Raw genomic sequence first — 13,502 nt, forward strand, 5'->3', positions numbered from 1 at the left:
TCCGGCACGTCAGCCGAGTTCGGGGTCGGTCCAGCAGGAGGCGACCTCCGCGGCCCGGCCGGTCGTGGTGTCGGTCGGTTGCAGCACGAGCTTGATCCGCTGACCCGAACCGTGGGCCAGCTCCCCCTTCGCCCCGGCCGACACGATGCCCCAGCGCAGGCCCCCGTCCACCGACCCGGTCCGCTTGAGCTCCACGTCGAACTCCAGCTCGATCTGGCCCAGTTCGAACCGGAGCCGCTTCCCGTCGCCCTCGGCCGTCGCCGCGTCCAGTTCGGCGCGCAACTGCTGGATCGCCTCGGCAAGACCGGTCCACGCCGCGTCCACGTTCCTCCCCCGATGCAGAACGTTCCCCTGGCCGGCCTTCACCGCCCCGGTCGAGTGATACCCGTCACCGCCCGGCCGCAACACACAACTTCAGTTCCATGCAGAGTTTTTGACATCGATTCACACCTAACCTTTGCCGGCTCCGAGCGCGACGGGGTGACGGCTGATCGGCCGGCGCCGGCCGATGAGCCGTCGCCCCGGGCCCAGGTGCGGTAGGCGGCCACCGCCGTGGGCAGGGTGGGGAAGATCCGGTCAGCGCCGACGGAGGTGCTCAGGCCGTAGGCGTCGAGTTCGTCGCGCAGGTCCTGCTTGACCCGGGCCAGGGCGAACACGATGCCGCGGGCTTCGAGTTCGAGGCGCAGGGCGTCCAGCGAGTCCAGCGCGGTGATGTCCACCTCGACGTTCGCCTCGGTGTTGAGGACGAACCACCGCACCGGCTCCGGCTGTTCGGCCAGGGTGGCGAGCGCCCGGCGCCGCAGGTTCTCCGCGTTGGCGAAGAACAGCGGGGAGTCGTAGCGGTAGACGAGCAGGCCGGGGACGGTCCGCGCCTCGGGGTAGTCGTCGACGTCGTGCATCCCGGCCACGCCCGGCACCAGGCCGAGCACCGCGTCGTGCGGTCGCGCGACCCGGCTGAGCAGCTCGATCACCGACAGTCCCACCGCGACCAGGACGCCGTAGAGGATGTCCAGGGTCAGCACGCCGGCCATGCATCCGAGCGCCAGCAGCAGTTCGCGGCTCCGGAAGGAGGCCAGCCGGCGGAAACCGGCGAGGTCGATCATCCGGAGTGCGGCGAACACGACCAGGGCCCCGAGCACGGCGTCCGGGGTGTCGTGCAGCAACGGGCTGAGGAACAGCAGCACGGCGACCACGCCGAGGCCGGCCGTGAGCGCGTACAGCTGGGTGCGTCCTCCGGCCGACTCGGCGAGCGCGGTACGGCTGGCGCTGCTGCTCACCGGGAAGCCCTGGAAGAAGCCCGCGCCGAGGTTGACCGCGCCGAGGCCCAGCAGTTCCTGGTTGGCGTCCAGCCGCCGTTCCTGCCCCGATCCTTCGAAGGCGCGCGCGGTGAGGATGAAGTCGGTGTAGCCGACCAGGAGGATCCCCAGTGCCGGCAGCAGCAGCCGGTTCAGCTCGGTGAGGTCCGGCAGCACGGGACGGGGCAGCCCGGCCGGGATCTCGCCGATCACGGCGAGGCCGTGGTCCTTGAGCGAGAACGCGGCCGAGACCGCGGTGCCGAGCACGACGGCCAGCAGCGGGCCGGGCAGGCGCGGGAGGAAGCGGGCCGCCAGGAGGAGGAAGAGCAGGGTGGCGGCGCTGAAGGCGACCGTCGGCAGGTGGGCCTCGGTGAGGTTCGACGCGAACGACGTCAGCTGCGGGAAGAACCCCTCTCCCCGCACGTCGATCCCGGTGAGTTTGGACAGCTGGTCCACGATCATGATCAGTGCCACGCCCGCGAGGTAGCCGATCAGCACCGGTCGGGAGAGCAGGTCGGCGACGAAGCCGAGCCTGGCCAGCCAGGCCAGCACGCACAGCAGGCCGACCACCACGGCCAGGCTCGCGGCCAGGACGGCGTAGCGGGCGGTGTCGCCGCCGGCCAGCGGCCCGATCACGGTGGCGGTCATCAGCGCCGTGGTCGACTCGGGCCCGACCGACAGCAGCCGGGACGAGCCGACCAGGGCGTACAGCACGATCGCGGGCAGGATCGCCCACAGCCCGGTGACCGGCGGCAGCCCCGCCACGCTCCCGTACGCCATGACCTGGGGCACCAGGTAGGCCACCACCGTGGCACCGGCCACCAGGTCGCCGCGCAGCCAGTCGCGACGGTAGGAGCGGAGCACCGTGAGTCCCGGCAGCGCCGGCACGACGCGGCGCCGTCGTCGCCCGGGGGGAGCACCGGCGGCCATGGATCTCCTCAAGGGCTCCGGAACGCCGTCACGGACGGGGGCCGACCGTCGCGGCGCCGCGGGCGGCCGCCGTCCCGCCGCCGGCGCCGGACACCCTGCGGGCGACGAACTTGCCCAGTTCCCACAGCAGCAGGAGCGCGACGGCGGCCAGCAGGGCCCAGCCGAACTGCCGGGCGGTGATGTCGGTGGTTCCGAGGAGGCGGTGGAACGCGTCCATCTGGGTGACCAGCACCGCGAGGGCGAACTCGCCGAGGGCCGCCAGGTTCATCTGCTTGCTGTCGAAGGTGCTGACGGTCAGCGCGGAGCCGCGCTCGCTGCGGCATTCGTAGGCCGCCACGATCAGGCAGAGCGCGAAGGCGGTGAACGCGATCGAGTTGCCGGTCCGCGCGCTGTGGTAGTGCGCCTCGCCCAGCTTGGTCAGCCCGAGCAGGGCGACCGTGACGGCCAGCCCGGCGAGCCCGACGGTGATCATCACGGGCCCGGTCAGCACCGTCTCGCCGCGCGGGCGCGGGGTGCGCCGCATCAGGCCGGGGCTCTCCTGGTCGAAGCCCAGGGCGAAGCCGAAGGGGGCGTTGACCACGAAGTGGACCCACAGGACCTGCGCCGGGGTGAACGGCTCGCCCGCGGCGATGTTCAGGAGCGCGGCGCCGAGGAAGGTCAGCACGAACGTCACCAGCAGCACCAGGACGAACCGGATGTACTTGGTGAGGTTGTCGTAGAGCTTCCGGCCCTCCTCGACGGCGTACACGATGGTGGCGAAGTTGTCGTCGGCGAGGACCATGCGGCTCGCGTTCTTCGCCGCGTCGGTGCCGCTGCCCATGGCGATGCCGATGTCGGCGGCCTTGATCGCCGGCGCGTCGTTGACGCCGTCGCCGGTCATGGCGACCACGTCGCCCTTCCGCTTGAGCGTGGCGGCGAGCAGCACCTTGTGCTCGGGCGCGACCCGGCCGAGGACTCCGATGCCGTCGATCCGGGACAGCCGCTCCTGCTCCGGCAGGGCGGCGAAGTCGGCGCCGAGGACGGCCTCCCCGTCGATGCCGAGTTGACGGGCGATGGCCGCTCCGGTGGTGACGTCGTCGCCCGTCACCATGCGGACCCGGATGTGGGCGGCCTGCGCACTGGCGATCGCGGCCCGTGACTCCTCGCGCGGCGGGTCGACCATGGCCACCAGGCTGGTCATCCGCAGGTCCTCGACGAACGCCAGCAGGTCGCCGTCCGGGTCGAAGTCCGCCGGGTCCAGGTCGCGGACGGCCCCGGCCATCACCCGCAGCCCTTCGCCGCCCATCCGCTCGGTCTGCGCCTGGGCGCGTCCGCCGAGCTCCGCGTCCCAGGGGACGACCACGCCGTTCGAGTCGGCCGAGGAGGCCCGGGCCATGACCGCGGGGGCCGCGCCCTTGACGAAGCACCGCACCACCGCCCGGCCTTCCGCGTCCTTCGCCTCGTTGAAGCTGGCCATCAGCTTGTAGGTGGGGTCGAACGGCAGGGTGGCGAGCCGGGGGAAGCGCTCCCGGGTGGCCTCGATGTCCAGCCCGGCCTTGTGGCAGAGGACGAGCAGCGCGCCCTCGGTCGGGTCGCCGACGACCTCGCCGTCGACCAGTTTCGCGTCGTTGGCGACCAGGTGGGGCAGGACGGCGTCCTCGATGCTCGGGGCGGAGCCCGCGGCGTGGTGGATCCGCCCGTCGAGGCGGTAGCCGGTGCCGGAGACGGTGTAGCGGTCGGCGGGGGTGAGCACCTCGACGACCGTCATCTGGTTCATCGTGAGGGTGCCGGTCTTGTCGGAGTTGATGGCCGAGGTGAAACCGAGGGTCTCGACGGACGGCAGTTCCTTGACGATCGCGTGCCGCTTGGCCAGGTTGAGGCTGCCGACGGAGAGGATGACCTGGCTGACCGTAGGCAGCGCCTCCGGGATCGCCGCGATGGCCAGCGAGACCGCGCTGACGAAGAGGGCGTCCCACGCCTGGTCGCGGCTGCGGCCGAGCGCGAACATCACGACCATGGTCAGGCCGGCCGCCGCCGCGATCCACAGCGTCAGCGTGTTCAGCTCCTTGGTGAGCGGCGACTGCTCCTTCTCGGTGGCCGACAGCATCCCGGAGATCTTGCCCAGTTCGGTGCCGGAGCCCGTCTCGGTGATGACGAGCAGTCCGCTGCCGTGGGTGACCGGGGTGTCCATGAAGGCCATGTTGGTCTGGTCGCCCGGGCCCAGCGCCCCGGCCGGCAGGGTGCCGGTGTCCTTGGCGGCGGGGACGCTCTCGCCGGTCAGCGCCGACTCGTCGATCTGCAGCGCGCTGGCCTCGACGATCCGTCCGTCCGCCGGGACCTCGTCGCCCGCCCTGACGAGCACCACGTCGCCCACGACCAGCTGTTCGGCCGGGATCTGCGCCTCCGTCCCGTCCCGCCGCACCCGCGCGGTGGCCTTCATCATCGACCTCAGCGCGTTCATCGCGCTCTCGGCCTTGCCCTCCTGCCGCAGGCCGACCACGGCGTTGAGCAGCGTCAGGACGATCAGCAGGATCCCGGTGGTCCACTCCTTGATCGCCAGGGAGACCACCGCCGCCGCCAGCAGGATGATCTGCATGTAGCTGCGGTACTGGTCGAGGAAGCGCAGCCAGTCGGGCCTCGACTTCTCCACGGGCAACGCGTTCGGCCCGTTCGCGGCGAGCAGTTCGGCCGCCCGGGCGGCGCTGAGCCCGGTCGCCGGGTCCACCCCGAGCGAGGACGCGACCTCGTGGGGAGGTCGCGCGTACCACGGGTCCGGGGACTCCTGCGGGCCGGACGGCCCAGCCTGCTCCGCCATTCTTCACTCCTCGGGATCCGGGAACGTCCCCCCTTGGACGTCGGTCGGTCCGACGCGTCGACACGGACGGGCCACGTCCGGACGGATCGCGCCCGGACCGATCACGTACGAACGGATCACGTCCGGACGGGCCGCGCCGGACGGATCACGTACGGCCGCCCCGGGGGGCCTCCGCCTCCAGCAGGCGCTTGGCCGCGCGCAGGTCCTTGCGGGTCCGCCCGTCGATCGTGGGGAACTGCGGATCGATCCCGATCAGCGTGTGCGCGAGCACCGCCGCCGCGCAGATGCGCGCGAACCACTTGCGGTCGGCCGGTACGACGTACCAGGGCGCCCACGGCGTGCTCGTGGCCGACAGCATGTCGGAGAACGCCTCCTGGTAGTCGTCCCAGTGCTCGCGCTCGCGGATGTCCGCCTCGGAGAACTTCCAGTTCTTCTCGGGCAGGTCGATCCGCGCCAGGAAGCGCTTGCGCTGCTCCTCCTTGGAGAGGTTCAGGAAGATCTTCACCACCTTGAACCCGTTGTCGGTGAGGTAGCGCTCCCAGTCGTTGATCTCCCGGTACCGGCGGTGCCAGACCCCGGGGCCCTTCGCCTCCTCCGGCAGCTTCTGCCGGTCGAGGTTCTCCGGGTGGACGCGCACCACGAGGACCTCCTCGTAGTGCGAACGGTTGAAGATCCCGATGTCCCCGCGCGCCGGGAGCCGCTGCGCGTACCGCCACAGGAAGTCGTGGTCGAGCTCCTCCGTGGAGGGCACCTTGAAGCTGCTCACGTGGACGCCCTGCGGGTTCACCCCGCTCATGACGTGACGGATCGTTCCGTCCTTGCCGCCGGCGTCGAGCGCCTGGAGGCAGAGCAGCACGCCGTAGGTGTCCTGGGCCGCCAGCCGGGCCTGGTACTCCGAGAGCAGCGACACGCCGGTGCGCAGCAGCTCGACGCCCTCGCGCTTCTTCATGCCCGCCTTGTACCGGGGGTCGAAGTCCTCCGCGAGGTCCACCCGCGACCCCGGTTTCACCCGCAGCGGCTTGATGAACTTCGCAATGCGCCTGGCCGTCCGTCCGTCCGACATCGCCTGTACCAGCTCCTCTCGGGTCCGGCGGGCATCAGGAGGCCTGCCGTGGGTCCCGTCCGCGCGGGCGTCCTCGACGCGGCGCGGACCGGGACCGACCAGCACGGAAGAGTGCTACCTGCCACGCTGTGGCCGCCGGTCGGCCGTGTCAATCCGACGGTGTCCTTCCGGGGCGGGCCCACCCGCGCCGGCCGGCCGGGGCGGCCGGCCGGGACGCTCGCGGCCGGTTTCGCCCGTCCGGCGTCCGCGTGTGGCAGCGCCCGCGGCCCGTGCCGACGATGGGGCTGTGCCGGTGCAGTACCCCCGCGATCGGAGGCCGTGATGGCGACCCTGACGGTATGGCGCTTTCCCACCGCGAACGGAGCCGACGAGGCCCTCGCCACACTGAGGAGGCTGGGGCGCCAGGAGCTGATCAAGGTCCAGGACGGAGCGGTGGTCACCTGGCCGGAAGGGGCCAGGAAGCCGAAGACCCGCCATCTGAGCGACATGACCGGCATGGGTGCCGTGGGCGGCGCCTTCTGGGGCTTCTTCCTCGGCATGGTCTTCTTCGTGCCCGTGCTCGGCGCGGCCCTGGGCGCGGCCGGCGGCGCGCTGGGAGGCCACCTCGCCCACGTCGGCATCGACGAGGACTTCGTCAAACGGCTGCGGGAGAAGGTCACCCCCGGCACCTCGGCCCTGTTCGTGCTCAGCTCCGACGCCGTGCTCGACCCGGTCAGGTCGGCGTTCGAGGGCCTGCACGCCGAGCTCCTGGAGACGAACCTCTCCGCGGACGAGGAGGCCCGGCTGCGCGAGGCGTTCACCGAGGGCGAGTGAAACGGCTGACGCACCGTCGGGAACGGCCCTGACCACTCGGGGAATCGAGCAGACCTGTCCCCGCGGCCGTGACCGGCCCGGTCAGCCGTTCCAGGAGCCGGCCGTGGTCGTCGTCCCGGGGGTGCCGGTCGTCCGGCTCGCGCCTCCCGTGCCGGTGACCCGGCCGCCCGGGGCGGCGGCGGGCCGCAGGAACTCCGCCCCGGCGCCCGAGGTGGTCGTCCGCACGCCCGGCGACGAGTTGCCGGTGGTGCTCGTGGTGCCGCTCGCCGGTCCGGCCGAGGTGCGCGGCGCCGAGCCGGCCGGGACCGCCGGAGCGAGGTGCGCCGCGGTGGTGCGGCGCGCGGCCGGGGCGGCGGGGGCGACCGACGGGTCGTCACCGGCCGGCGCGACCCGCTCGATCCGCAGCACCAGGTTGCGGTCCTGCCGGTCGCCGGCCAGGTCGCGGTTGCGGCTGTGCACGACCTGCGTCAGCACGCCCCGGATCTCCTGCCACCGCCCTTGCACCGCACGGATGTTGGGGCACCACTCGCCCTGGTCCCGGTGCTCCAGGTCGAGCTGCCAGCGCTCCGCCTCGACGTGGTGGACGGCGCCGACCTCGCAGGGGATCTCCACCGGAGCGGCGCCCCGGACGGTCACCACCGCCCGCTGCGGAAACCTTCCCTCCACCGCCGTCACCGTGATCCGGCTCGACCCCTGGTACCAGGCCATCGCTGTCCTCCCTCGTCCGTGCTCCGGGCCGGCTGCCGACCGTCCTCACCGGTAGCACGGACGGCGCACCCTCCGGGGTTCGATCGGCCCGCGCCCGGTCTGAACCCGGCGGCCCGCGCCTTCCGTTCAGCGGGGCGATTCCCGGCCCGGCCCGGCCCGCTCCGCAGCTTCGGCCTCCGGAAGCCGGCGCGGGCCGGCCCCGGGGTGGGGCCGGCCCGCGGACGGGGCGGGGCGCGGTGCGGTGCGGTGCGGTGGTCCGACGGTCAGTCGGCGGCCCCGACCCGCGGGGCGGAGCCGCCCGGGCGGGCGTCGTCCCGGCTCTCGTCCCGGCCCTCGACCAGGACGGCGGGCTCCAGCGGCGAGGCGATCTCCTGCGGCTTGCTGCGGGACGCCCAGTCGCGGATGCCGAGCAGCACCATCACGAAGAAGATCCCGTAGACGATGCCGGAGAAGTACAGCTCGGAGTGGACGGCGAGCGGCACGCCCACCAGGTCGACGGCCAGCCAGACGAACCAGAACTCCACGTAGCGGCGGGCCTGGCTGTACATGGCGAGGATCGAGCCGACGAAGATCCAGGCGTCCGCGAGGACCATCCACCACGGCGCTCCGGGGTAGAACGAGGCGTCCGTCCCCTTCAGCACCGCGCCGAACGCGGCCGTCCCGGCCACCATCGCGGCGACCAGCACGGCGCGCTCCCGCCCCGACGCCCAGCGGACGTTGATGGTGCCTTCCTGCTCGCGGCTGCGCTTCCAGGTCGCCCAGCCCCAGGACGCCGAGACGATGATCACGATCTGTCGGGCGGCGTTGCCGCCGAGGTGCACGTTCAGGCTGGCGATCAGCAGCAGCACCGAGCCGAGGATCTGCACCGGCCAGGCCACCAGGGACCGCCGCAGGGCCAGCCAGACGGTGGCGAGCGCCAGGATGTTGCCCAGGAAGTCGGACCAGTAGACGGGGAGACCGAAGAAGTCGAACTGCTCGTTCAACCAGTGGAACGCGCTCATGACTCACACCTTTGTTCGTGCGGAGCGAGGTGGGGGAAGGGGCGGTCGGCCCCGCCGAAGCGGGGGGTGCGGGGCCGACCGGGCTCGGGGCGCAGGGCGCGCGGCCGCGTGGGGAGCGGGTGTGCGCGCCGGCAGGTGAAGGCGGTGCCGGTGGATCAGGAGGGGGAAGCGTGATGCCGGTGGATCGGGAAGGGGAAGCGTGATGCCGGTGGATCGGGAAGGGGGAACGGCCGTGCCGGTGGGTCAGGAGAGGGCGGCCAGGACGTGCCGTCCGTGCGCGGAGTCCAGCAGGGCCTCGGAGCGGCGGACGTCCTCCCGGGCGGCGAGCAGCAGCTCGTCGACGGAGGCGAACCTCTCGGTGTCCCGGATGCGGGCGACGAACCACAGGTCGACGCGCTCGCCGTACAGGTCGCCCGGGGCGTCGTGGCAGTACACCTCGGTGTGGATCTCGGAGGTGTCGCAGAAGGTGGGGTTGGTGCCGATGCTGATCGTCGCGCGGTGCACGGTGCCGGTCGCGCGGCGGGCCAGCCAGCCGCTGTAGATCGCGGGCGGAGGGACGGGGGTGCCGGGCTCGGCGGCGATGTTGGCGGTGGGGAAGCCCAGCCCCCGCCCCCGGCCGGCACCGTGCACCACGGTGCCGGACAGGGGGGTCGTCGGAGCGTCAGCCATGGGGGGTGAGCTCACGGAACTGGCTGGTGTGGAAGACCAGCGGCTCCACCCCGGGGAACAGCTCGACGGTGAGCAGCTCCATCAGGACGATCTCGTGGTCGCCGCCGTCGTACACCGCGCTCACCCGGGCGGTCAGCCACAGCGCCGCGTCGTGGATCAGCACCGCGCCCTCCGGCGTGGCCTGCCACCCGGTGCCGTCGAAGCGGTCGCCCTCGCGGGAGGCGAGCCGCCGGCAGAGCGTGCCCTGGCCGTGGCTGAGCACGCTCAGCCCGAGCTCCGGTGCCTGCGTCAGCCTGGGCCAGGTGGTCGAGGTGCGGGCCACGCTGACCGCGACCATCGGCGGCTCCAGCGAGATCGACACGAAGGAGCTCACCGCGAGCCCGACCGGTTCGCCGTCGCGCAGCGCGCCGAGCGCGACCACTCCGGTCGGGTAGGCCCCGAACGCCTGGCGCAGCGCCGCGGCGTTGGGCTCCGCCCCGGTCGGCCGCTCCGTGTGCGGCCGCCCCGCGGTCGGCGGCTGCGCGGACGCGGCGGCGGGCGGGTTGGGGTGGTGGGCGGGAGTGACCATGGTCGTCGCCGTCCTCTCGTCGCGAGTGTGGTTCAGTGCCGGTACTGCGCGGCCGGGTGGCTGGCCGGCAGGGCCCGGTCGGACGCGCCGGTGAGCCGCTCGCGCAGCGACTCGCCGTCCGCGTACGCGCCGCGGAAGACGCCGCGGGCGCGCAGGATCGGCAGCACCGACTCGACGAACTCGGTGGTGGAGGCCGGCTGGACGGTCGGCGAGAGCAGGAAGCCGTCCAGGTCGGCGCCCTGCGCCAGGGCGCAGATCTCGTCGGCGATCTCCTCGGCGGTGCCGACCACCGGGCGGGCGCCGACGCCGTGGGTGTGCCAGTCGGCGAGCACGTCGCCGACGGTCCGGCCGGCGAACCGGGCGACCTGGGTCTGGGACATCTCGGTGGACAGCTCCGACATCGGGGTGTCCGGCGCGTACGAGGACAGGTCGAGGCCGGTGAACATGGCGTAGCTGGCGACGGTGACCTCCGGGCGCTGGGCGTCCAGGACGCGCTGCCAGCGGCGCTCGGCGTCCGCGGTGGTGGCGCCGACCACGCAGGAGAACGCCGACATCACCTTGACCTCGTCGGCGCGGCGGCCCGCCCGTACGGCCTCCTCGCGGATCGCCGCGGTGTGCCCGGCGAGCTGCCGCACCGAGCCGCTGCCGACGAACATGCACTCGCCGTGCCGCCCGCCGACCCGCCGCCCGGCCGGTGAGGCGCCGGCCTGGAACAGCACCGGGGTGCCCTGCGGGGAGCGGGCGGTGTTGCCGTAGCCGTGCGAGCGGAAGTACGGGCCCTCGTGCTCGACCGGGTGCACCTTGGCCGGGTCGGCGAAGCGGCCGCCCTTGTCCTTCTCCAGGGCGTCCGGCTCCCAGGCGCCCTCCCAGTACTTGTAGACCAGGTCGAGGAAGTCCTCGGCCATCTTGTACCGGTCGTCGTGCGCCACCATGTCCATGCCGAAGGCCTTGACCGCGGTGTCGGCGGTGCCCGTGGTCACGATGTTCCAGCCGAGCCGGCCGCCGGACAGCTGGTCCAGGGTGGCCAGCCGGCGGGCGAAGGCGTACGGCGGCTCCACCAGCACCGAGCCGGTCACCACCAGGCCCAGGTCGGTGGTGCTCGCCAGCAGCGCCGAGGCGATCACGAACGGGTCCAGGCGCGGCAGGTCCAGGGTCTCCTCGGTGGCGATCGGCGGGCGCACCCCGTCGATCTCCGACCAGCCCCAGGCGTCGGCCAGGAACAGGAAGTCGAGCTTGGCGTCCTCGCAGACCTGCGCGATCTCGCGCCAGTACCCGAGGGTGTCGAACAGGTGCCGCCGGCTGTCGGGGTGGCGCCAGGTGGCGGTGCCGCTCGCGTTGGTCTGGGCGTTCTCGAACAGGCCGAGCTTGAGGTTGCGCATGGGGTGTTCTCCGTTGAACTGGTGATGCGGGGGGGGTGGGGGGACCTGGGGTCCGTCACAGCACGGGGGAACGCGGGGGGAACAGGGGGACGGCGGGGTCCGTCAGGATGCCGCGGGGACGGTGGGGGCGTCGAGGACCGCGGCGTCCGCGTCGAGCTGCGCCGCGGACGGCATGGAGGACTGGGCGCCGAGTCCGGTCACGGCCAAGGAGGCCGCGCGGACGGCGCGTCGGGCGGCGGCGAGCAGGTCGGCGCCCCGGGCGAGGGAGTCGGCGAGGGCTCCGCAGAAGGTGTCGCCGGCGCCGACGGTGTCGACGGCGTCCACGACGGGGGCCGGCAGGTGCACGGCCGGGCGGCCGGGCTGTTTGACCAGCGCCCCGTCCGCGCCGAGCGTCACCACGACCGCCCGGCAGGGCAGCGCGGCCCGTTCCAGCAGCTCGCGCGCGCCGTCCGGGCCGGCCGGCGGCTCCGCGCCGAGCAGGGCGGCGAGTTCACCGAGGTTGGGCACAAGGACGTCGACGGCGGACAGCACCTCCGGGGCGACCGGCCGGGCCGGCGCCGGGTTGAGGACGACCGTGCCGCCCTGTTCCCGGGCCCGCAGCACGGCGGCGGCGACCACGTCGGCGGCGATCTCGTGCTGCACCAGGACCACCTCGCCGGCCGAGCGGGCCAGCCGCTGCGGCAGGTCCGCGACCGTCAGCGCGGCGTTGGCGCCCGGGTTGACCACGATGGTGTTCTCGCCGGCCCGGTCGACCACCACGGAGGCGATCCCGGTGGTGCTCTCCGGTGCCGGGCGCACCGCCCCGACGTCCACCCCTTCGGCGGCGAGCGCCCGCAGGATGGGGACGGCGTCCGTACCGACCCGGGCGACCAGGCGCACCCGCGAGCCGAGCCGGGCGGCCGCGACGGCCTGGTTGGCGCCCTTGCCGCCGACGCCCTCCACGAAGCCCCGCGCGAGCACGGTCTCGCCGGGTCGCGGCAGGTCCCCGACGGTCAGGACGAGGTCGCGGTTGATCGAACCGACGACGGTGATGAGCGGCATCCGCACTCCTTGGGAGATCGATCTCCCACACTGTGGACCAGCCCCCGAAAACCGTCAAGTACCCTCGTGCTGCGTATTGCGCCAGCTCAGCCGAGCCCTCTCCGACCGCGAAGGACCGCCCCACGTGACTGCGCCCCGACTCCTCGACGTGGCCGCGGCCGCGGGCGTCTCCCGCGCGACCGCCTCACGCGTCCTGGCCGGCACCCCGCGCAACGTCGACCCCGAACTCGCCCGCCGCGTCGAGGAGGCCGCCCAGCGCCTCGGCTACCGCCTCAACCACTCCGCGCGGGCGCTGCGCACCGGCACCACGGGCACCATCGGCGTGGTCGTCCCCTCGCTCGCCAACCCCTACTTCGTCCAGCTCGCCGACGCGCTCGCCCAGCAAGTCCGCGCCGCCGGAGGGCAGTTGGTGGTCTCCGACGCCGCCAACGACACCGCCGTCGAGGCCGAGCAGATCGAGACCCTGCTCGGCGGCCGGGTCGACGGACTGCTCGTCGTCCCCGTCTCCGCCGGCGCCTCCGGCCCCGCCGTCCGGGCCGCCGCCGAACGCACCCCCGTCGTCCTCTTCGACCGCTGGGCCACCGGCTCCGGCACGGTGGCCGTCACCCTCGACAACACCGCCGCGATGCGACTGCTCCTCGACCACCTCGAAGGCCTCGGCCGCCACCGGATCGCCCTGGTCGCCGCCGACCAGGCCTCCTCCTCCGGCGCGGAACGCCTCGCCGCCTTCACCGAGGCCCGCGGCGCCGACGCCACCACCGTCCTGCTGCCCAGCTTCACCACCGACGCGGGCCGCACCGCGGGCCGGCGCATCGCCGAGCGGCACGCCGGGATCGACGCCGTCGTCTGCGGCGCGGACGTCCTCGCGGTCGGCCTCGTCAGCACGCTGCAGCGCTCGGCGGTCCCCGTCCCCGGGCGGATCGCCGTCACCGGCTTCGACGACACCGAGATGCTCGAACTCCTCGACCCGCCCATCACCTCCATCCGCCACCCGCTCACCGCCATGGCCGAGCGCGCCCTGACCCTCCTTCAGGCCCCCGCCCGCGAACGGACGGAGCGCGTGGAGCGCTTCGCCCCGCAGCTGGTGGTGCGCTCCTCCACCGACGCCGACGCCTGACACCGTTCGCCCTACCCCTGACACCCGATGCCGGGGAACCGGCGCCCGGCTCCTGATGCCCGGAGCCGGGGAGCCGGGGAGCCGGGAACGGCCGACGGCCGGCCCCGGGCGGACTCAGGTCCAC

12 protein-coding genes are annotated in these 13,502 nt (G+C 73.5%); 2 read left to right on the top strand and 10 right to left on the bottom strand.

All coding sequences use genetic code 11. The features are described 5' to 3' along the window. Positions 1–9: 9 nt before the first annotated feature. The 4 genes from ACFVHV_RS32355 to ACFVHV_RS32370 all read right to left on the bottom strand — a co-directional run bounded on the left by ACFVHV_RS32355 (position 10) and on the right by ACFVHV_RS32370 (position 6,082). Complete coding sequence (locus ACFVHV_RS32355; protein ID WP_359899709.1) at positions 10–324, bottom strand: trypco2 family protein; 315 nt, start codon at positions 322–324, stop codon at positions 10–12. Positions 325–362: 38 nt separating this feature from the next. Beyond that, positions 363–2,225: a SulP family inorganic anion transporter gene (locus tag ACFVHV_RS32360; protein WP_380355857.1), complete on the bottom strand. Its 1,863-nt coding sequence runs from the start codon at positions 2,223–2,225 to the stop codon at positions 363–365. 28 nt (positions 2,226–2,253) lie between these two features. Next, positions 2,254–5,019: a cation-translocating P-type ATPase gene (locus ACFVHV_RS32365; protein WP_380355860.1), complete on the bottom strand. Its 2,766-nt coding sequence runs from the start codon at positions 5,017–5,019 to the stop codon at positions 2,254–2,256. Between the two features lie 145 nt (positions 5,020–5,164). Beyond that, on the bottom strand, positions 5,165–6,082 hold the full coding sequence (locus ACFVHV_RS32370; protein WP_359899715.1) for a polyphosphate kinase 2 family protein: 918 nt from the start codon (positions 6,080–6,082) through the stop codon (positions 5,165–5,167). Positions 6,083–6,403: 321 nt separating this feature from the next. Between ACFVHV_RS32370 and ACFVHV_RS32375 the strand changes: the two genes are divergently transcribed. Next, positions 6,404–6,895, top strand: coding sequence for a DUF1269 domain-containing protein (locus ACFVHV_RS32375; protein WP_359899717.1), 492 nt, complete (start codon positions 6,404–6,406; stop codon positions 6,893–6,895). Positions 6,896–6,976: 81 nt separating this feature from the next. Here ACFVHV_RS32375 and ACFVHV_RS32380 read toward each other — a convergent pair whose 3' ends face one another. The 6 genes from ACFVHV_RS32380 to ACFVHV_RS32405 all read right to left on the bottom strand — a co-directional run bounded on the left by ACFVHV_RS32380 (position 6,977) and on the right by ACFVHV_RS32405 (position 12,261). Then, positions 6,977–7,603 carry a hypothetical protein gene (locus ACFVHV_RS32380; RefSeq protein WP_380355864.1) on the bottom strand — a complete coding sequence of 209 codons (627 nt, stop codon included), beginning with the start codon at positions 7,601–7,603 and terminating at the stop codon, positions 6,977–6,979. 263 nt (positions 7,604–7,866) lie between these two features. After that, positions 7,867–8,604 carry a nicotinamide mononucleotide transporter family protein gene (locus ACFVHV_RS32385; protein ID WP_359898441.1) on the bottom strand — a complete coding sequence of 246 codons (738 nt, stop codon included), beginning with the start codon at positions 8,602–8,604 and terminating at the stop codon, positions 7,867–7,869. 243 nt (positions 8,605–8,847) lie between these two features. Continuing rightward, complete coding sequence (locus ACFVHV_RS32390) at positions 8,848–9,273, bottom strand: riboflavin kinase (RefSeq protein ID WP_359898440.1); 426 nt, start codon at positions 9,271–9,273, stop codon at positions 8,848–8,850. Next, a complete protein-coding gene (locus ACFVHV_RS32395) occupies positions 9,266–9,841 on the bottom strand; it encodes a flavin reductase family protein (RefSeq protein ID WP_380355867.1) in 576 nt (191 codons plus the stop codon). The genes ACFVHV_RS32390 and ACFVHV_RS32395 overlap by 8 nt, the downstream gene beginning before the upstream one ends. A 32-nt stretch (positions 9,842–9,873) precedes the next feature. Beyond that, a complete protein-coding gene (locus tag ACFVHV_RS32400) occupies positions 9,874–11,220 on the bottom strand; it encodes an NtaA/DmoA family FMN-dependent monooxygenase (RefSeq protein ID WP_359898438.1) in 1,347 nt (448 codons plus the stop codon). Positions 11,221–11,322: 102 nt separating this feature from the next. Then, on the bottom strand, positions 11,323–12,261 hold the full coding sequence (locus ACFVHV_RS32405; RefSeq protein ID WP_380355871.1) for a ribokinase: 939 nt from the start codon (positions 12,259–12,261) through the stop codon (positions 11,323–11,325). 124 nt (positions 12,262–12,385) lie between these two features. Between ACFVHV_RS32405 and ACFVHV_RS32410 the strand changes: the two genes are divergently transcribed. Then, the gene (locus ACFVHV_RS32410) at positions 12,386–13,378 is read left to right on the top strand and encodes a LacI family DNA-binding transcriptional regulator (RefSeq protein WP_380355874.1); all 993 of its coding nucleotides are present in this window, start codon (positions 12,386–12,388) and stop codon (positions 13,376–13,378) included. Positions 13,379–13,502: the final 124 nt, after the last annotated feature.

Source organism: Kitasatospora sp. NPDC127116 (assembly GCF_042677365.1).
Classification (GTDB): Bacteria; Actinomycetota; Actinomycetes; order Streptomycetales; family Streptomycetaceae; genus Kitasatospora; species Kitasatospora lactacystinica.